Source organism: Streptomyces carminius (genome assembly GCF_002794255.1).
Lineage (GTDB): Bacteria > Actinomycetota > Actinomycetes > Streptomycetales > Streptomycetaceae > Streptomyces > Streptomyces carminius.
Window position 1 is genome coordinate 84,429 of record NZ_PGGW01000058.1, and the last position, 20,233, is coordinate 104,661.

Genomic DNA, 20,233 nt, shown 5'->3' on the forward strand with positions numbered 1-20,233 from the left:
CGTACCGCCCCGCCCCCCGGACCGGCGGGTCCGGGGGCGGGGCGGTACGCGGAGAGGGGGACGAGGAGTGGAGGGGAGAGAAAGGAGTGGCGCGTCAGAAGACCGGGCCGCGGTGCTCCAGCAGTTCGTTGAGGGTGTGCTGGATGGTGTCCCGCACCTCGCCCGCCAGCTTCTCCACCACCTTCTCGTCGTCGGCGGCGCCGGCGGGGAAGCCGTCGGTGGTCACCGGCTCGCCGAAGCGGATCGTCCACCTCGTCGGGAGCGGCACCAGGCCCAGCACGCCCAGCAGGGGGAAGGTGGGGGTGATCGGGAAGTACGGCAGGCGCAGCAGCCGGGCGAGGGTGCGGGACTCGCCGATCATCGGGTAGATCTCCTCCGCGCCGACGACGGAGCACGGCACCATCGGCCGCCCGGTGCGCAGCGCGACCCGCGCGAAGCCCCCGCTGCCGAAGCGCTGGAGCCGGTAGCGCTCCTCGTAGGGCTTGCCCAGGCCCTTGTAGCCCTCGGGCATCACGCCCACCAGCTCGCCCTCGTCGAGCAGCCGGACGGCGTTCTCGGGGCAGGCGCGCACATGCCCCGCCCGGCGGGCGAGGTCGCGGAGCACCGGGAGGGAGAAGGCCAGGTCGGCGGCGAGCAGCCGCAGCCTGCGGTGCGCGGCGTGCCGGTCGCGGACCGCCACCTGGAGCATCAGGGCGTCCAGGGGCAGGGTGCCGGAGTGGTTCGCCACCACCAGCGCGCCCCCGGAGTCGGGGATGTTCTCCAGGCCCTCCACCTCGACCCGGAAGTACCTCTCGTACAGGGGGCGCAGGGCGGGGAGGATCACCTCGTCGGTCAGCCCGGGGTCGAAGCCGAAGTCGTCGACGGCGCCCTCGCCGGAGGTGACGCGTTCGAGGACCTCGGCACCGCTCGCCAGGAGTTCCCTGCCCACCTCGGCCAGCAGGGAGAGCCGCTCCGCGGCCTGCGGGCCGCCCGCTCCCCGCGCGCCCGCCGTACCGCCGCCGGGCCGGTCGCCGGTGTGGCCGGCGGAGTCGTCGTGGTGTCCGAACGGCCTCTGCTCCTGGAACACGTCTGCTGTCTCCTCGATGTGTCGTTGTCCGGCGGCCGGCGCGTCCGGTACCGAGGAGCCGGCCGCGGTGCGGCGCCGCCGGACGCCGCACCGCGGTGCGTCAGTACACGAACGGGATGAACTTGGCCGTTCTGGCCGAGTACTCCTCGAACGCCTCGCCGTACCGCTCGGCGAGGTACTTGTCGAGCATGGGGATGTTCAGGAAGACGAACATGCACGCCATGACCAACGGGATGGCGAAGGCCCAGACCGTACCGGTCACCAGCGCGAAACCGGTGAACAGGACCGTGTCGCCGAAGTAGTTGATGTGCATGGAGTACCTGAACAGCCCTCCGGTGTAGAGCCTGCCCTTGTTCTCCGGCCGCTGCTTCCAGAGCTTGCGCTGGTACTCCGAGCCCGTGTTGAGCCAGGAGCCGACCGCGTAGAGCACCACGCCCAGCCAGACGAGGAAGCCCGGGGAGTCGGTGTCGGTGCCGCCGAAGTACGCCATGGTGCCGTGGATGACCACGACCCAGGCGCCGACGGTCGCCGCCTCGGACCACTCCATCTTCCGCTTCAGCATGACGAAGGTCGTCGCGACGAACCGCAGCAGGTAGACCGCCGACAGGCTCACCAGGAGGACCCGGCGGAGCGTGTCGGCCCGCTCGAGGTCGGTTCCGAACCAGTCCCCCACCGTGTCCGTTCCGCCGAGGAGGAGGAACCAGGCGGCACCGGCGACCGCGAGCGCGTTGCACGCGGTCACCAGGAGTTTGGGGCCGGTCGAGGGATCGTGTCGGCCGTACATGGGCCACTCTCGCTTTCTGCGCCTTCTTCTGCGCCTTCCCCCCGTTCACGGACAGCTCTTCGGGAAGCGGTACCGGTCAGCCGACCACCTTCCTCCCCGCCCCGGTCCTGCCGTTCGCGGCCCCCTCGGAGCCGTCAGAGCCGTTGGAACCGTTGGAACCGCCGGTCCCGTTCGCGCCGTTGGAGCCGTTCGCCGTCCGGGCCGCGGCGCTCCTCCCGCGTCCGCCGCCCGCGGCCGCCCGGGCCGTGGTCCGGCGGGCGGGCTCGGGCGCGGACTCGGACCCGGACGACCCGGCGGGCCCGGCGGGCTCGCTCCCGGCCTCCTCCTGCTGCCCGGCCTCCTGCATGAGCTTGGCGCGCATCGCCAGGTACTTGGCGTTCATCTCGTCGACCGGGATGAACTTGTTGATGCCGCCCGCGCTGATCTTGGGCTCCTGACGCTCCATGATCCGCACGTCCTGGGGGTCCTGTACCCACTTCTCCATGTACAGGGAGGCCCAGGGCAGGACCCGCCGCAGCTTCTCGAACCGCAGGATCGGCTTGACCTGCGGGTACTCATACCAGCGCAGGATGTGCTCGGTGTGCCCGTCGTCGATGGGAACCAGCCACGAGGTCGTCTCGAACTGCTCGGTCCTCACGTGCACCATGCACGGGAACGTGAAGGTGATCTCGTAGTGGGTGGTGTTGGCGGGGTCGTCCTCCTGGCAGTGGTCGAAGGAGTACCGGATGGTCTGGCCCTCGGTCTCCACCCGGTGGTTGGCGATCTTGGTGGCTGCGAGGTAGCGCTCCCGGCCGTCCAGCCCGAGCTTGCTCGGCGTCCCGTACAGCAGCAGGTAGTCGATGTAGTTGAACCAGTGGTCCCGGTGCACGTAGGTCACGTGGTAGAACTCGAGCAGGCTCTCGATGTAGCGGGTGTAGTGGACCGGGCGGGTCCACCGCTTCGTCGCGTAGACCTTGGGGTTCTCGGTGACCTCCCGGGGGGCCGGCAGGTCCGGCAGTACGTCGCGCTCCTCGCCCCACCACATCCACACCAGCCCGAACCGCTCGCGCACCGGGTGGGTGGGGACGCGCAGCGAGCCGGGGATGCGCGCCCCGGAGCCCAGGGCCGGGACCGCCCGGCACGCGCCGTCGGAGCCGTAGCGGAAGCCGTGGTAGGGGCACTCGATGGAGTCGCCCTTCATCCGGCCGTCGGCCAGGTTGGCGCCCTTGTGGGGGCAGCGGGCGCCCTGGCAGACGAGGTTGCCCTCGACGTCGCGCCAGAGCACGAGTTCCTCGCCGAAGCGGCGGACCCCGGTGGGGCTGTCGTTGCCGACCTCCTCCGACTGGAGGATCGGATACCACTGGTTGCGGATCATCGGTCGTCTCTCCTCATCGTCTCCCACCGGGGCCGGCGGGGGGTTACGGCGTCTTCGGGAGGGCCGGCGGGTTTCCCCGGTCCTCGGCTGTCGGCCCTCGGCCCTCGGCCCTCGGCCGTCGGTGTTCGGGCCGGCCGTTCAGCCCTCGACGACCTCGACCACACCGGTGTCGCCGTCGACCATGACCAGGTCGCCGGTCCGGATGCGCTGGGTCGCGTGCTTGGTGTTGACCACCGACGGCACGTTGAACTCGCGGGACACGATCGAGCTGTGCGAGAGCATGGAGCCGATGTCGGTGACGACCCCGCCGGCCACGGCGAACAGCGGTGTCCAGGAGGCGTCCGTGTACCGGGTGACCAGGATCTCCCCGGCCTGGAACTCGTCGGCCTGCCACACCAGGTCCTCCACGATGCGGGCGCGGCCGACGATCCGGCCCGGACTCGACCCGAGCCCCTCCAGCCGGGCGCCGTCCGGCACCGGCCGCACCGCCTGGGTGACGTCGTGCTCACCGACGAAGGTCAGCGGCGGCTCCGGCAGGCGCTTGTGGTACTCGTGCAGCCGCCGTGCCTCGTCGATCCGGCCGCGGCCGAAGACCTCGCGGGCGTCGGCGCCGGTGGCCAGATAGCTCCGCACGTCCTCGAAGTCCAGGTGGGCGACCTCGTCCAGGGAGTGCAGCACCCCGGCGTCCACCAGCCGGCGGCCGACCTCGTAGACCACGTTGCGCACCAGCCAGATGGAGGTGATCATCGCCATCCGGGTGGCCTCGCGCAGCTCGCTGCACAGGGCGTACAGGGAGATGACCGTCTCGATGGTGCGGCGCTTGGCCGCCGGCAGCCGCTCCAGCACCTTCCGGGCCTCGCCGGTGTCGCCGCCGCTCCGTCCGAAGGCGTCCCCGGGAGTGCCTTCGGCGGCACCCCCGGAAGCACCGTCGGCCGCGTAGCGCCGGATCATCTGGAAGAGGTAGCCCGGGTCGTCGATCCACCGCGGGTGGGTGAGCTCCATCTCCTGCCGGCCGCGGGTGCCGTTCATGCGCAGGAACGGCTCCATGTGCCGCTCCCAGAACGCCCGGCCCTCCTCGTCGGCGCGGAGCGCGGCCTCGATGCCCTCCAGCGGCTCCTCCTCGATGATCCGCAGGGCGCGCGGCATGCGCCGGGCGGCCTGGGCCACCGCCCAGATCTCCCGGGCCGACTCCACGGTCCGCAGCGTCGACATGTCCGTCTTGATGCGGTTCTGGAGGTTGACGCCGTCCTCGCCCAGCCACCGCGCGCACAGCTCGGTCAGGACGCCGTAGAAGCCGAAGGCGTTGATGTAGTAGGGCATGTAGCCCACGTGCATGTCGTGGAAGTAGCCCAGGTGGCGGTTCAGTTCGGTGTGCAGCTCGCGCCGGCTCAGCCGGGTGTGGTCCAGCCGGCGGGCGCGGTCGAACTCGTACAGCCGGGAGGAGACCATCTTCTCGGCGCGGCTCCTCGTCCGGGCGACCTCGGCGGCCGTGTACTTCAGCCAGACCGCCGTCGAGAGCGCGTCCTCCACCCCGCCGGGGAAGGTGCCGAACGGGTTGCGGTAGGCGGCCAGGTCCACCTCCTCGCTGACGAAGCGGCTGGTGAAGTGGCGCTGGTCCCGGGTGGGCAGGCACTGGCCGAGCAGATGGGCGGTGTAGGAGATGTTCAGGTAGACGTGCCCCTGGAGGTACCCCATGTGCCGGTCGGCGTCGCCGGTGACGCGGACGCCGAGCGCGGCGGCGCAGTCCGTGTGGACGTGCTTCTGGTAGTACCGGGCGAAGCTCAGGCCCAGCGGTGTCATCAGCCCGACGAAGATCTCGCCGATGTCCATCCGGGACCACAGCGTGCCCTGCCGGATCTCCGCGGGCTGCTCACTGACGTACGGGCTGTGCCGGTCCGCCCGCCCGGCGCCGTCCGGGGCGGGCCGGGTGGTGATGGGGCGGGTCTGGAAGAGGTGGAGGGCGCCGTCCCGCAGGCCCCACTCGATGTCCTGCTCGGTGCCGCCGTAGTGGGAGCGCACCCGCAGGGCCAGTCCGGCCAGTTCGCGCAGCTGTTCCCCCGTCAGGCAGGGCACGTCGCGCGCGGCGGGGTCCACCTTCGTCATGCCGATCCGGCCGGGCTCGACCGGCGCGCACTTGGTGACCTTGTAGCGGACCCGCTCCTCGACCACCTCCAGGGTGCGGTCGTCGACGGCGAAGAAGTCGCTGGAGACCCGGCCGGAGACCAGGCCCTCCCCCAGGCCCTGACAGGCCTCCACCACCATGCGGTGCGGCCGGCCGCCGACCGGGTCCACGGTGAACAGCACACCGCTGATGTCGGAGTGGACCATCTCCTGGACCACCACGGCGATCGCCCCGGCCTCGGCGCCGTCCTCGCGGTAGGCCGCGGCCCGGTCGGACCACAGCGAGGCCCAGCAGCGCCGCACCGCGTCCAGCAGTGCCTCGTTCCCGCCGACGTCCAGGACGGTGTCGTGCTGCCCGGCGAAGGACTGGTCCGCGGAGTCCTCCCGCAGCGCGGAGGAGCGGACCGCCACCCGGGGGCTCCCCAGCCGCTCGTAGGCGGCCAGCACGGCCGCGGCGACCGGGCCGGGCAGCTCGGTGGCGAGGATCTTCTCGCGGATCACCCGGGGCTCGGCGGTACGGACCTGCGCGGCCAGGCCCGTCTCGCGCAGGAAGTCCTCGAAGAGGCCGGTGGTGAGGCAGAAGGCGGGCGGGACCGGCAGCCCGGCCCCGATCAGCTCGGCGAGCCGGGCGGCCTTGCCGCCCAGGACCGCCGGATCGGCCGGGTCCTTCCCCAGAACGACGACGTGCCCGGAGCGGGACGCCCCGGCCGCCGGGTCCTCGACATGCTGTGTCATGGTCGGTGCCTCCTCGGCGGTCAGAGCTGTGCGGCGGGCGCGGGCGGGTTGGTGCCGGTGAAGGCGTGGAACTGCTCGCCGGGGACGATCCGGTCCGCCCGGACGTCGGTGAAGCCGGCGCGCTCGAGCTGGTCGGTGAGCTCGTCCTCGCGGGGCAGCGGGCCGCCGAAGTCGGCGTAGGTGAACCAGAGGTTGAGCACCTCCAGGCCGATGTGGCCGCCCCGGCAGGAGGTGGTGAGCAGCAGCCGCCCGCCCGGCGCCAGCAGGGCGCGGGCCCGCTCCAGCACCTCGACCCGTTCCTCGGGGGCGAAGTAGTAGATGTTGTTGTGCAGGGTGACGAGGTCGAAGCGGGGCTGGAGGTCGAGGGTGCGCAGGTCGCCCTGCCGGGTCTCCACCCGCTCGGCGAGCCCCCAGGCGGCCATGTTCTTGGCGGCCCGGTCGGCGACCTCCGGCTGGAGGTCGATCGCGAGGGCGGTCAGCCGCGGGTTCAGCCGCGCGGCGTGCCGTACGTACACGCCGCTGCCGCAGCCGATCTCCAGCAGGTGCACGGGGGTGGTGGTGTCCAGGGTGCGCTCGACGGCCTCCTCGACGAAGGACCGCACGACCAGGCTGGAGCGGGCGATGACCGCGCCGTCCTGGTCGCCGAGCGAGAAGCGCCGTCCCTCCCGCAGCATGCGCGGGCCGTCGAGCAGGACCGGCAGGTGGAAGCGCATGACCTCCTCCAGGGCCGCGGCGACGGCGTCGTTGTCGGCCCGGGCGAGCGTCCTCGCCGCCGTGCTCCGCAGCCGGTAGCAGCCCTCCCGGCGGTCGAACTCGCCGAGCTGGACGCCGATGTCCAGCCAGGCGCGCAGCAGTTGGCGGTCGCCGCCGGTGATCTCCAGCCGCTCGGCCAGGGTGTCCAGGTCGCAGGGGCGGGTGGCGAGCGGGCGCAGTATCCCCGCGCCGGCCGCGGAGGCCAGGAAGGCGGCCCGGTACAGCGGGGTGATCAGCCCCTTGGACAGCGCCAGCAGCAGCGGTGTCCGCCGGTCGCCGAGGACCTTGGCCACGGTGCGGGCCTGGGTCAGGGGGCCCTCGGCGCGGTCCACGACGTTCTGGGCCAGGCTCAGTATGTCCACGATGGGTTCCTCTGCGGTGTGGCGTGCGGCGGGGTGGGTGGTGTGGCGCGGGACGCGGCGGTGGGCGGGGCGAACGCGGCGGGCGGTTCCGGCGGGCTCTCCGGGCCGGGAGCGGGAGCGGGGCCGGGAGCGGGGCCGAGCCGGTCCGTCTCGGACCGCAGTTCGCGCAGCAGCCGGAGCCGCGGCGCCTCCCTCAGCAGGAAGAAGTGGCCGCCCGGCAGGTGCCGGCGCAGGAACGAGCCCGTGGTGTACGCGCGCCACGCCTCCACCTCGCCGGGGCCGGCGAGGGGGTCGTCGGATGCCGAGAAGGCGGTCATCGGGCAGCCGAGCGGGCCGCGCGGCCGCCACCGGTAGGTGTCGCAGACGGTGAGGTCGGCGCGGAGCACCGGCAGCCGGCGCTCCAGGTAGGCGTCGCCGACGCCGCCGGGGTCCGCGCCGTCCGGGCCGCCGAGGCCGCCGAGGTCCCGGACGAAGCGCCGCAGTCCGTCGTCGGCGAGGGCGTGGTCCGCCCGGTCGCCGTACAGGTGCGGCGCCCGGCTGCCGGAGACGAACAGGTGCCGGGGACCGGGCTCGCCCCGCTCGCGCAGCGCGCAGGCCACCTCGTAGGCCAGCAGGGCGCCCATGCTGTGCCCGAACAGCGCGTAGCCGCCGGGCCCCCCGGTGATGCCGTGCGCGGTCAGCGCGGTGGCGAGGTCGGCGGCCAGCGGCGCCATCCGGGTGTACGGCGCCTCGTGCAGCCGCAGCCCCCGGCCCGGCAGCAGCACCGGCACGACCCGGACGCGGTCGCCGAGGTGCCCGTCCCAGCCGCGGTACGCCGACGGCGTGCCGCCCGCGTACGGGAGGCAGACCAGCCGCGGCCGGACGGCGTCCGGCGCGGCGGCGGCCGGTGCCGCCGTCGCCGTCGCCGTCGCCGCCCGCCCGGCTCCGGGCGGGCCGGCCGGCGGGAACCAGGGGCCCGCCCCGGCGGGTGCCTCAGCGCTTGACATGCCTGCGCCCCTCGGGGGTGTCCAGCCAGGCCAGGGTGCGGCGCATGCCCTCCTCGAAGTCCACCTCGCTCTTCATCCCGAAGTCCTCGCGCGCCCGGTCGGCGGGGTAGGACTGGTCGCGGTCGAGGAGGTGGACGGCGTGCCGGGTGAGGACCGGCCGCGCGGAGAGGCGCAGCGCGCCGTAGAGCTTCTCGGAGACGACCGCCACGGTGGTCGCCACCGGGGTGGGCAGGCTCAGCCGCGGCGGGCGGGTGCCCAGCCCGCGGGCGAGGGCCCCGACGTACTCGCGCCAGGTGGTGAGGTCCGGATCGCGCAGGTTGTACGCCCGCCCGGCGGTCACCGGGGAGGTGCAGGCGTCGATCATCGCGTCGGCCGCGTTGTCCGCGTACAGCAGCCCGGCCGGTGCCCGGCCCTGGCGGACGTGGACCATCTGCCCGCTCAGCAGCAGGTTCGCGATCTCGATCACGAAGTCCTTGCTGCCGGGCCCGTAGACCGACACCGGGCGGACGACGGTCACCGGTACGCCGGTGCGGCAGGACGCCTCCCGCACCGCGCGCTCGCCGAGGATCTTGCTGCGGTTGTAGGGCAGCCCGATGTCCCGCAGCGGGGCGCTCTCGTCGCAGGGCCGCGCCGGGTACCCGTAGACGTCGGTGGTGCTGACGTGCAGGACGCGCTCCACGGTGCCCGCGTGGTGGGCGGCCTCGACGACGTTGCGGGCGGCGTCCTCGTTGACCCGCCGGAACCGCTCCCAGGGACCCCAGTCGGCGGACACGCCCGCGCAGTTGTAGACGTACCGCACGCCCTCGGCGGCCCGGCGCACGTCGGCGGGATCGGTGAGGTCGCCGACGACGGTTTCGGGCCCGGGCTCGGTGCCGGCCAGACCGGTGAGGTCGCTCTCCGCGCGGACCAGGGCCCGGACCCGGTACCCGCGTCCGGTCAGCCGGCGGACCAGATGCCCGCCGAGGAAGCCGCTGGCGCCGGTCACCAGCACCTCGGGGCCCGGGGACCCCGAGGGGCCGGGGGCGGGGAAGGGGGAGGGAGAGGGGGAGGGGGAGGGGGAGGGGGAGGGGGAGGGAGAGGGGGAGGGAGAGGACGGGGACGGGGGTGTCGGAATGCTGCCGTTGGTCGCCATGTGTCACACCAGGAGGTCGAGGGCGCGGTCGAGGTCGGCTTCGTCGTGGTCGTGGTTGACGAAGAAGCGCAGGCGGCACTTGTCCCGCTCCACGGCGGGATAGCCGATCGGCATCACGTTGACGCCCTGCTCCAGCAGGGAGTTGGAGAGCGCCATGGTCCTCCCCCAGTCGCCGATGATCACGGGGACGACCGCCGAGAGCCGGGAGACCCCGATGTCCAGGCCGCGGGCCCGCGCTCCGGCGCGGAAGTGGTCGGACAGCTCCCGCACCCGCGCCACGCGCTCCGGCTCGTCCCGGATGACGCGGAACGCCTCCAGCGCCGCCGCCGTGTTGGCGGGGGAGATGCCGGTGCTGAAGATGTGCAGCGGGGCGGTGAACTTGAGGTACTCGATGAGCGGGCCGCGGGCCGCGATGTAGCCGCCCAGGCTGCCGATGGCCTTGCTGAGCGTGCCCATCCACAGGTCCACGTCGGCGGGGTCGGTGCCGAAGTGCTCCCCGATGCCGCGCCCGGTGGCGCCGAGCACCCCGATCGAGTGCGCCTCGTCGATCATGAGCATGGCCCGGTGGCGCCTCTTGACCTCGATGAACCGGGGCAGGTCGGGGATGTCGCCGTCCTGGCTGTACGCGCCCTCGACGACGACGAGCGCGCGGCGGTGCCGGGTGCGCATCGCGCCGAGGATCCGGTCCAGGGCCGCCCAGTCGTTGTGCGGGAAGGGCCGGCGCCGGGCGCCGGAGAGCATGCAGCCGCGCACGGTGCTGTCGTGGATCCACTCGTCGTGGACGATGAGGTCCTCCGGGCCGAAGAGGTGGCCCACGGTCGCCACGTTGGTGGCATGGCCCCCGGCGAAGACGATCGCGCCCTCGGTGCCGAGGAACGAGGCGATCTCGGCGTCGAGTTCGTGGTGCAGCGGGGTCTCGCCGAACAGCAGCGGGGTCGCCGAGCTGGAGGTGCCGTAGCGGTCGATGGCCGCCTTGGCCGCCTTGCGGACCCTCGGATGGTGGGAGAGGGCCAGGTAGTTGAAGGCGGCGAAGTTGAGGACCTCCCGGCCGTTCAGCCGGGCGCGGCCGGAGTTGAAGCCCTCGTGGACGCGCCCGTAGGGGTTGGCGCCGTCGGCGCCCGCCTGCCGCAGCCGGCCCTGGAGCTCCGCGTACTCGGCCCACTCCTCGAACTCGTACTCCATGTGCACCGGCGGATCGGCGGGCGGCTCGGCGGGCACGGCGGCGGGCTCAAGGGCGGGGACCGCCTCCGGCCACGGGGTGCGGGGCTGCGCGGCCATGAGGGCTCCGGTGGTCTCGGGGGTGGTCTCGGGGGTGGTCCCGGGGTCGGTCCCGGGCGACGGGCCGGTCCCGGTGAGGCGGTCGGTCAGGTCGCCGACGGTGGGGTCCTCGGGGAGGTCCCGGCGCAGCCGCGCCACCCGGTCGGGGAACCGCGCGGCGATACGGCGTTCGAGGTCGACCCGCATCAGGGAGTCGAAGCCGAGGTCCGCGCCGAGGCGGGCGTACGGCGGAAGCTGCTCCACGGGGAAGCCGCTCACCCGGGCGACGAGGCCGAGGACGGCGTGGCGCACCGCGCCCGCGCCGGCCGGGGCGGGCGCGGCGGCGGCCGGAACCGTCGGGGCCTGGACCGGGTCGGTGGCGGGCCGGGCGTACGGCTCGGTGTGCTGCCCGGCGGGGCCGGCCGGCCGGGGCGGGGTGAACCAGTACGACCGCCGCTCGAAGACCGCGTGCGGCACGGGGACCCGCTCGCGCGGCCGGCCCTCGTCCAGCGCGGCCCAGTCCACCTCGCCGCCCGCGCAGTGCAGCCGGCCCAGCGACTGCAGGAGCACGGCCCAGTCGTCTCCCCCGCGGCGCAGCGACGGCAGCCACAGCGGCGCCGGGCTCCCGCTGCCGTCTCCGGTGCCGCTTCCGGTGCCGCTTCCGGCCCCGTCCTCGGCCGCGGCGGTCATGAGCCGTCCGAAGCCGAGCAGGGTGGAGTGCGGCCCGATCTCCACGAAGGTGTCGCAGCCCATGCGGCGCAGGGCCGCGAAGCCGTCGGCGAACCGCACGGTGCCGAGCAGGTGCTCGACCCAGTGGTCGGCGCCGATGTGCCGGACCCGCTCCCCGGTGGCGTCGGAGATCCACGGAACGCGCGGCTCGGCGTGGACGGCGGAGCGCGCCGCGGCCAGCAGCGGCGCCGCCGCCCCGGCCATCAGCTTGGAGTGGAAGGCGTGCGAGACCTCCAGCGGCTTCACTGTGATCCGCCGGCCGGTGAGCGTCTCGCGCAGCGCGTCGATCTCCTCCCGCTCCCCGGAGAGCACCAGGTGGCCGGGGGTGTTGACGGCGGCGACCGCGACCGAGGCGAAGCCCGCCGCGGCGGCGCGGACCGTCCCGGCGTCCCCGGTACAGGCGATCATCGCGCCGTCCCCGGGCTGGGCGGCCATGTGCCGGCCCCGTTCGGCGGCCAGGGTGAGTGCGTCCTCGAAGGAGAGCACCCCCGCCACGCAGGCCGCGCCGAGCGCGCCGACGCTGTGGCCGAGCACGGCGTCCGGCCGTACTCCGGCGGACGCCCACAGTTCGGCGAGCGCCACCTCCAGGGCCACCAGGGCCGGCTGGCAGTAGCGGGTGCTCCGCAGCCGCTCGGCGCCGGAGTCGTCGAACAGCAGACCGAGCAGCGAGGTGTCCAGCAGCGGCCGGAGCACCTCGTCCGCCCGGTCCAGGACGCGGGCCGCCCCGGCGTGCGTCTCGTACAGGTCCCGGCCCATGCCCGGGTACTGGCTGCCCTGGCCGCTGAAGAGGAAGGCGGTACGGCGGACCGGGCCGCCCGCGGCGTGGCCGCGGACCACGGCGGTGGTGGGCCCGCCCCGCACCAGCGCCTCCAGCCCGGCGTCGAGCTCGGCGGCCGAGCGGCCGGTGACGACGGCGCGGTGCGCCAGTTGGGCCCGGCCGGTGTTCGCCGAGTGGCACAGGTCGGCCGGGGGGACGCCGGGGCGGCTCGCCAGATGCGTCCGGTACTCCCCCGCCAGCGCCGTGAGCGCCGTAGGCGTGTGCGCCGACAGGCACAGGGCGTGCACCCGCCGGTCGGGCCGCGCGGCGGGGTCCGGCTCCGGCCGGGCGGGCCGCTCCGGCGCGGCCTCCAGGACCGCGTGGGCGTTGGCGCCGCCGAAGCCGAAGGAGCTGACCCCGGCCCGCGCGGTGCCGCCGCCCGGCAGCGGACGGCACCAGGTGGGCACCTCCAGACCCGAACCCTCCCAGTTCATGCGGTGGTTGGGGGTGCGCAGATGCAGCAGCGGCGGCACCTGCCGGTGCCGTACGACGAGGGCGGCCTTGATCAGTCCGGCGATGCCCGCGGCCGCCTCCAGATGGCCGATGCTGGTCTTCACCGAGCCGACCAGGCAGGGCTCCGCGCCGTCCCGGCCGCGCCCGTAGACCTCGGTCAGGGCCTCCCACTCGACGGGGTCGCCCAGCGAGGTGCCGGTGCCGTGGGCCTCGACGTAGCCGATCTGCCCGGCCGTCAGGCCCGCCCGCTCCAGGGCCCGGGTCAGCACCGCGCGCTGCGCCGCGCCCCGGGGCGCGGTCAGCCCGTTGCCGCGTCCGCCGTGGGCGACGGCCGTCCCCCGGATCACCGCGTGGACGCGGTCGCCGTCGGCGAGCGCGGCGGACAGCGGCTTGAGGAGGACCAGGCCGGCGCCCTCGCCGCGCACGTACCCGTCGGCGGCGTCGTCGAAGGTGCGGCAGCGCCCGCCGGGGGCGAGCATCCCGCCCTCGGCGAAGGCCACGGTGAGGCCCGGGGTGGCCATCAGGTTGACGCCGCCCGCCAGGGCCGTGCCGCACTCCCCGTCGCGCAGGCTGCGGCAGGCCAGGTGGACGGCCACCAGGGAGGAGGAGCACGCCGTGTCCACGGCCAGGCTGGGGCCCCGCAGGTCCAGCAGGTAGGAGATCCGGTTGGCGGCGACCGACAGGGCGTTGCCGGTGGCGCTGTGGACGTCGACGGTGTCGAGGTGGCCCATCTGCAGGTCGGCGTAGTCGTGGCTGCTGATGCCGACGAAGACCCCGGTGTCGCCGCCCGCCAGGCTCGTCGGCGCGGTGCCGGCGTCCTCCAGGGTCCGCCAGGCGGTCTCCAGGAGCAGTCGCTGCTGCGGGTCCATGCGTTCGGCCTCGCGCGCGGAGATTCCGAAGAACCGGGCGTCGAACTCGTCCGCGCCCTCGACGAACCCGCCGTGGCGGGGCGCCCGTACCCGCTCGGGGTCCCAGCGGCCCGGCGGCACCTCGCCGACGGCGTCGCGGCCGTCGGTCAGCAGCCGCCAGTAGCTCTCCGGGTCGGGGGCGCCGGGGAAGCGGCAGCCCATGCCGATGATCGCGATCGGCTCGTCGGCACCGGACGCGGGCGCGGCACCGGGCGCGGGTGTGGGTCCGGCGGCGGGCACGGCAGCGGGCCGGGGCTCCGCCGGGGCGGCGAGGTGGGCGGCCAGGGCGCGGACGGTCGGGTGGTCGAAGACCACTCCCGGAGTCAGCGGGGTGCCCAGCCAGGAGCCGAGTTCGGCGGTGACGGCGACCGCCTGCCGGGAGTCGAGCCCCAGGGAGGTGAAGGGCACGGTGGGGTCGATCGCCGCGGCGGGCAGCCCGAGGCGGTCCGCGATCCGGTCGGTCAGCCAGGACTCGACGGCGGCCGCGCCCACGCGGTACCGCCGGGCACCGGGGCTACCGGCGGACGCGCCGCCGGGGGCGCCGGGGGCGCCCGCCTCCGGCCGGGTCCGCTCGTACACCTGCTCGGTCAGCGCGTCGGCGGTCGGGGTGACCAGCAGGTCCCCGACGGAGAGCCGGACGTCCAGCAGCCGCTCCAGCTCGGCCACGGCGGTCAGCAGCCGCGGGTAGTCCAGACCCAGCTCGGCGAACGTACGGCCGGAGGTCTCCCCGGATGCCCCGGCGTCACCGGCCGCCCCGGAGTTCCCGGCGTCCCCCGGCACCGCGCCGGTGAGCACCCGGGCGACGGTCCCGGCGATCTCCTCCCGGCTCCGGCCCGCGGCCGGGCCGGCGGTGCGGGCGGGGTGCTCCGGCGTCTCCCGGAGCACCCCGGCGGCCACCACCGGCAGCGCCAGGTCCAGGAAGTCCTGCCGGCAGGCCCGGCGCCGGATCTTGCCGCTGCTGGTCCTGGGCACCCCGGACCTGCGGACCAGGACGACGGCGTGCGGTGTGACCTCGTGCTCCTCGGTGATCGCGGTGCGCAGCCGCGCCAGCAGGTCCCCGACGGGGATCCGGTCGTCCAGGCGGCGTCCCTCGATCTCGTGGACGACCACCAGTTCCTCGGCGCCCTCCACCTGGACCCCGAAGGCGGCGCCGGCGCCCGGCCGGACCGCCCGGTGGGCCCGCTCCGCGGTGAGCTCGATGTCGTGGGGGTAGTGGTTGCGGCCCTGGACGATGACGACGTCCTTGGTGCGGCCGACGACGTGCAGCCGGTCCTCGCGCAGGAAGCCCAGGTCGCCGGTGCGCAGCCAGGTGGTGCCGGGCCCGCCGGTGCCGCCGCCGGTGCCGCCGCCGCCGTCGGTGCCGGTGCCGTCGTTCCGGAGCCGGGCGCCGAAGGTCTCCTCGGTGGCGTCGGGCCGCCGCCAGTAGCCCCTGGCCACGCTCGGCCCGGCGACCCAGATCTCGCCGATCCGCCCCTCGCCGGCGACCCGGCGCCGGGTGGCGGGGTCCACGATCGCGGTCTCGACGCCGTCCACGGCCGTACCGCAGTCGACGACACGGGTGGTCCGCCCGGCACCGGGCTCGGCGGGCTCGGCGGTGCCCGCCTCCAGCGCGCCGGAGGCGAACGTCCCGGCGACGGGCGGCTCGTGGGCGTCCGTACCGGTCACCATCAGCGTCGCCTCGGCCAGCCCGTAGCAGGGCAGCAGTGCCCGGCGGTCGAAGCCGCAGGGCGCGAAGTACTCGGCGAAGCGCTCCAGGGTGTCGGCGCGCACCGGCTCGGCGCCGTTGAGCGCCAGCCGCCAGGCGCTCAGGTCCAGGGCGTCGCGCTGCTCGGGAGTGATCCTGCGGACGCAGTGCTCGAAGCCGAAGTTGGGCGCGACGCTGGTGGACGCGCCGGTCCGGGAGAGCGTCTCCAGCCACCGCAGCGGCTGCCCGAGGAAGGTCAGGGGCGACATCAGATGGGCGGGGAAGCCGCCGTACAGCGGCGTCAGGATGCCGCCGATGAGCCCCATGTCGTGGTACGGCGGCAGCCACGACACCATCGCGGAGCCGCGGTCGTGCGCCAGCCGCAGATGGATCGAGCGGAGGTTGTGGAGCAGGTTGGCGTGGCCGACCATGACGCCCTTGGGCGTGGCGGTCGAACCGGAGGTGTACTGGAGGAACGCCAGGCAGCCGCCGGTGGTGCCCGGGTCGCGCCAGGCGTCCGGGTCGCGGTCGGCCGCGGGGACGCGGTCGGTGACCGTCCAGCGCAGCCCGCCCAGGCCGAGCGCCTCGGCCTCCGCGCGCCGGTCCGCGACGGAGCGGGCGACCTTCTCGGTGGTCAGGGCGTGGGTCGCCCCCGAGTCCCGGGCGATGGCCGCCAGCCGCGGCACGGTCCGGTCGAAGCGCGCGGTGTCCGGCGGGTAGGCGGGCACGGCGACGGCGCCCGCGTACAGGCAGCCGAGGAAGGCCGCGACGTAGTCCAGACCCGGGGGGTGGAGCAGCAGGACGGGGCGGCCCGCCAGGTGCTCGCGCTGCAGCAGGACGGCGACGGTGCGGGCTCGCAGGTCGAGTTCGCGGTAGGTCCAGGACTCCTCGGCCCCGTCGTGCCCGGTCAGGAAGCGGTAGGCGAGCTCGTCGGGGCGGTGTTCGAGGTGGTGCCGCAGGACCGCGGTGACGGTCTCGGGCTCTCCTCCCCGCCACAGGACCTCGGTCGGATCTGGTGTCATGTGCGTCTCCGTCACTTGCCGGTCAGGGCCCGCGGGCGCCGGCCCGCCGCGGCCGCGTCGGCGGCCTCGTCGGCCAGTCGGCGGTAGTCGGTCTTGCCGTTGGCGTTGTGCGGCAGCTCGGCCAGGCGCACGGCGGTACGCGGGAGCATGTAGGGCGGCAGGTGGCGGGCGCAGTGCCGCTTGAGGGCGAGCAGGCCGGGCGCGTCGGCGCCGTCGCGGACGGTGTAGTAGAGGGCGATCCGCGGGTCGTCGCCCCCGGCGACCACGGCCGCCGCGGTCTCGACCGCCGGGTGCCGCAGCGCCGCGGCCTCGATCTCGCCCAGTTCGACGCGGTAGCCGGAGAGCTTGACCATGCGGTCCCGGCGCCCCCGGTAGACCAGCCCACCGTCCTCCCGGCTCACCAGGTCGCCGGTGGCGTGGCGGCCCAGGGGGTGCCCGGCGGCGGCCGACTCCGCCTCGCGCCGCCAGTAGCCGGGGGTGACGCAGTCGCCCTCGACGACCAGCTCGCCGATCGCCCCGGGCCCCTCGGCGGGACGGCCGTCCTCACCGGTGACCGTGAGCCGCGCGCCGGGCAGCGGCCCGCCGATCGGCACCGGCCGGTCGTCCGCGAGGTCCCCGGGGCGGACCCGGTGGTAGGTGCAGACGTTGGTCTCGGTCGGGCCGTAGAGGTTGTAGAGGGAGGTCCCGGCGGGCAGCAGCGCCGCCAGGGCGCGCAGTTGCGGCACGGGGAAGACCTCGCCCGCGAAGAGCACATGGCGCAGGGTGCGGGCGGTTGCGGGGGTGAGCGCGCCGGAGACGGTCAGCAGGTTGAGCACCGAGGGCACCGAGTACCAGACGGTGACGCCGTGCTCGCGGACGCCCGCGGCCAGGGCCGCCACGTCGCGCGTCCGGTCGTCGGGGACGATCCACACCGCGGCGCCGGACGACAGCCCGGCGAACAGGTCGAAGGTGCTCAGGTCGAAGTTGAACGACGCGTGGTTGGCCAGGACGTCCCCGGGGCCGAGGGCGAACTCGGCGCGGGCCCAGCGGATGAAGGCCGCCAGGTTCCGGTAGGTGATCCGCACGCCCTTGGGGGTGCCGGTCGATCCCGAGGTGTAGAGGAGGGCGGCGAGGTCGTCGCGGCCGGCGGTGTGCCCGGCGGTGCGGTCGGTGAGGGCGGTGAGGGCGGTGAGGGCGTCCCAGGTGCGGACGGGTACCGGGACGGGTGCGGTCCCGCGCTCCGGCGCCGTACCGGCGGGCCCGGCGTCCGGCCCGGCGTCCGGGTCCGGGTCCGGGTCCGGGTCCGGGTCCACGAGGACGACCGCCCGGACCGACGCGGGCAGGCCCGCCCCGGCCAGCGGGCCCAGCCGGGCCCGGTCGGTGAACACCACGGCCGGCTCGGCGTCCGCCAGGATGGTGCCCACCCGGTCCGGCGGCTGGCGGCCGTCCAGGGGCACGTACGCGCACCCGGCCCGCAGGGCGGCCAGGACGGCCCCGGCGTAGCGCGGCTGCTTGTCCGTCCAGACGGCGACGCGGTCACCGGGTACGGCGCCCAGCTCCGCCAGGGCGGCGGCGAGCGCCGCGACCTCCCCGGCGAGCTCCCCGTAGGTCACGGTCCGCTCGCCCACGAACGCCGGGCGGGCGGCCTGTCCGTCCGGCAGCCGCGCGGGGAGCCGGATCAGGGCCACGTCATCGGGGTCGTCAAGTTCGCCGCCGGGTGCGTACACGCCGGGGCGGCCGGTCCGCTGCCTGGTCACCGGCCTCACCCCGCCGACGGCAGGACGCCGACCTCGCGGGCGGCGTCGACGAAGATCCCGGCCGCCTCCGCCAGGTCCTGCCGGGTGTGCTCGCAGGTGACGCTGACCCGCAGCCGGGCGTCGCCCAGCGGCACCCCGGGGAAGACGACGGTCTGGCAGTACAGCCCGCGGGCGCGTACGGCCCGGCCCATCTCCATCGCGGCCCGCTCGTCGCCGACGACCACGGGGAGGATGGCGCTCCGGGTGTTCTCCAGGTCGAACCCGGCGTCGGTCAGCAGGCCGTGCAGCAGGCGGATGTTGTCCCACAGCCGCTCGATCCGCTCCGGCTCGGACTCGATCACGTCGATCGAGGCGATGAGCCCGGCCGCCACCCCGGCGGGGATGTTCGCGGCGAAGACGTAGGAGTTGGAGTAGTGGCGCAGGTACTCGACGACCTCCTCCTCGCCGACGACGAAACCGCCCATGCCGGCGAGGGTCTTGCTCATGGTGCCGAGTTCGAGGTCCACCTCCCCCTTGAGACCGAAGTGCTCGGCCGTGCCGGAGCCGCGCCGGCCCAGCACCCCGGTGGCGTGGGCGTCGTCGATCATCACCCGCGCGCCGTACTCCCGGGCCAGGCGGACGATCTCGGGGAGGTCGCAGATGTCGCCGTGCATGCTGAACACGCCGTCGGCGACGATGAGCCTGCCCGTGGGCCGGTCCGCGCAGCGCGCCAGGACGCGCTCCAGGTCGGCCATGTCGTTGTGCCGGTAGATCCGGCGCTCGGCGCCGGAGAGCTTGCCGCCGTCGAGGATGCTCATGTGGTTGAGCTTGTCGGTGATCAGCGTGTCGTAGCTCTTTACCAGCGCGGAGATGGCGCCGAGGTTGGCCGCGTAGCCGCCGGGATAGACGATGCAGGCCGGGCGCTGCTTGAAGGCGGCCAGCCGCCGCTCCAGCTCCTTGTGCAGGGTGTTGGTGCCGCCGATGAAGCGGGAGCCGGTGTGGGTGGCGCCGTAGGTGCGGGTGGCCTCGCAGATCGCCTCGACCACCTTCGGGTGGTTGGCCAGGCCCAGGTAGTTGTTGGAGGCGAACATCAGGAACTCGCGCTCGCGCCCGGTGAGTTCGTCGAAGATGACGGCCCGGTTCCCGCAGCGGGAGCGCAGCGGCATGCCGTACCAGTAGAGCCGGTCCCGCCTGCGCCGCCGCAGATAGGCGCCGAAGCTGCGGGTCTTGGCGAAGAGGTCGGGGTCGCGCTCCTCCATGAAGTCCTTCATGGAGCGGCTGTCCCAGGAGTCCTCGCCGTACGGCTCCGGCGGTACGGCGCCGGACTCCGCGCCGGACTCCGTACCGCTGTCCGCGCCGGGCTCCGGCCGGACGGGGACAGCCCCCGCGGTCCCGGTGAGGTGGGGACGGAGTTCCTCGGCCAGGGTCCGCAGGGTGGTCGCCGCCACGCCGCCCGCCACGTCCGCGGCCAGGCCGAGGGCGTCGGCGGTGTCGGCGACGATCGAGGTCAGCACCACGGAGTCGATGCCCAGTTCGCTCTCGAGGTCGGCGTCCGGCCCGAGCTGGTGCCGCTGGTACCGGGTGTGGTGCATGGCCTGGGCGACCAGGGTCTCCAGCAGGACGTCGCCGTCCGGGCCCGGCACGGCGTCCGGCGCGGTGCCCGACACGGCACCCGGCACGGCGTCGAGCGCCTCCTCGACCGCCTCGGCCAGTTCGCGGATCGTGGTCAGCCCGCCGGGCAGCGGCCCGGCGAGGGCGAAGTGCTCGCGCACCGTCTCCAGGATCGACTCGAAGACGACCGAGTCGATGCCCAGCTCGCCCTCGAAGTCGCTCTCCGGCAGCAGGTAGGACTCGTCGTACAGGGTGCGCGAGGCGATGATGTCCACCACCTGCCGGTGGACGTCCTTGGTCTCCCCGGCCGCGGTGCCTGCCGGGGTGCCGGCCGCCCGGTCCGCCGCGGTCTCCTCCGCCGTGTGCGTCATCGGACGGCCCCCGCCTTCCGCAGGCGCTCGACGAGGCCGGTGATCGCCTCGACCGTCCGGAAGTTCGCCGGGGTGATCTCGTGCAGCGGCACGGTGACCCGGAACGTCTCCTGGAGGTAGTGCACGAGGTCGAAGATCCCGGCCGAGTCGACGATGTTGAGCTCGGTGATGGGGACCTGCGCGTCCAGCCCGTCGGCGTCGCCGTCCAGCCAGACGTCGGCGATGTGGTTGATGATGGACTGCTGAGTGCTCATGGGCTTCCTGGGCTCGGCCGCCGGGGCGGTGGTCATGAGGAGGTGGCGGGGGTGTCGGCGGAGGTGCCGGTGCGGCTGTCGATCAGCTCGGCGACGGCCGCGACGGTGTCGCCCGGGGA

The 20,233-nt window shown here is 74.6% G+C and carries 11 protein-coding genes; all 11 read right to left on the minus strand.

Features of this window, described 5'->3' with window-relative positions; translation table 11 throughout:
- Nucleotides 1–94 precede the first annotated feature (94 nt).
- Entirely contained in the window at nt 95–940 is an 846-nt protein-coding gene (locus CUT44_RS17560; RefSeq protein WP_100203040.1) for a lysophospholipid acyltransferase family protein, read from the minus strand.
- A 226-nt stretch (nt 941–1,166) separates the two neighbouring features.
- Complete coding sequence (locus tag CUT44_RS17565; RefSeq protein WP_100202838.1) at nt 1,167–1,850, minus strand: DUF1295 domain-containing protein; 684 nt, start codon at nt 1,848–1,850, stop codon at nt 1,167–1,169.
- A gap of 76 nt (nt 1,851–1,926) precedes the next feature.
- Entirely contained in the window at nt 1,927–3,204 is a 1,278-nt protein-coding gene (locus CUT44_RS17570) for an aromatic ring-hydroxylating oxygenase subunit alpha (RefSeq protein WP_233221459.1), read from the minus strand.
- Between the two features lie 138 nt (nt 3,205–3,342).
- Complete coding sequence (locus CUT44_RS17575; protein ID WP_100202839.1) at nt 3,343–6,060, minus strand: PEP/pyruvate-binding domain-containing protein; 2,718 nt, start codon at nt 6,058–6,060, stop codon at nt 3,343–3,345.
- Nucleotides 6,061–6,080: 20 nt separating this feature from the next.
- Entirely contained in the window at nt 6,081–7,175 is a 1,095-nt protein-coding gene (locus CUT44_RS17580; RefSeq protein WP_100202840.1) for an SAM-dependent methyltransferase, read from the minus strand.
- The gene (locus CUT44_RS17585) at nt 7,163–8,161 is read right to left on the minus strand and encodes a thioesterase II family protein (RefSeq protein WP_100202841.1); all 999 of its coding nucleotides are present in this window, start codon (nt 8,159–8,161) and stop codon (nt 7,163–7,165) included. The genes CUT44_RS17580 and CUT44_RS17585 overlap by 13 nt, the downstream gene beginning before the upstream one ends.
- The gene (locus CUT44_RS17590; RefSeq protein WP_233221460.1) at nt 8,148–9,146 is read right to left on the minus strand and encodes an NAD-dependent epimerase/dehydratase family protein; all 999 of its coding nucleotides are present in this window, start codon (nt 9,144–9,146) and stop codon (nt 8,148–8,150) included. Before CUT44_RS17590 ends, CUT44_RS17585 begins: the two co-directional genes overlap by 14 nt.
- Before the next feature lie 150 nt (nt 9,147–9,296).
- Nucleotides 9,297–16,163 (minus strand): type I polyketide synthase, encoded by a 6,867-nt coding sequence (locus tag CUT44_RS17595; RefSeq protein WP_100202843.1) that lies wholly within the window; start codon nt 16,161–16,163, stop codon nt 9,297–9,299.
- Nucleotides 16,164–16,174: 11 nt separating this feature from the next.
- Nucleotides 16,175–17,899 carry an amino acid adenylation domain-containing protein gene (locus CUT44_RS17600; protein WP_233221461.1) on the minus strand — a complete coding sequence of 575 codons (1,725 nt, stop codon included), beginning with the start codon at nt 17,897–17,899 and terminating at the stop codon, nt 16,175–16,177.
- 5 nt (nt 17,900–17,904) lie between these two features.
- The gene (locus tag CUT44_RS17605; protein ID WP_100202844.1) at nt 17,905–19,860 is read right to left on the minus strand and encodes an aminotransferase class I/II-fold pyridoxal phosphate-dependent enzyme; all 1,956 of its coding nucleotides are present in this window, start codon (nt 19,858–19,860) and stop codon (nt 17,905–17,907) included.
- The gene (locus CUT44_RS17610; RefSeq protein WP_100202845.1) at nt 19,857–20,114 is read right to left on the minus strand and encodes an acyl carrier protein; all 258 of its coding nucleotides are present in this window, start codon (nt 20,112–20,114) and stop codon (nt 19,857–19,859) included. The genes CUT44_RS17605 and CUT44_RS17610 overlap by 4 nt, the downstream gene beginning before the upstream one ends.
- Nucleotides 20,115–20,233: the final 119 nt, after the last annotated feature.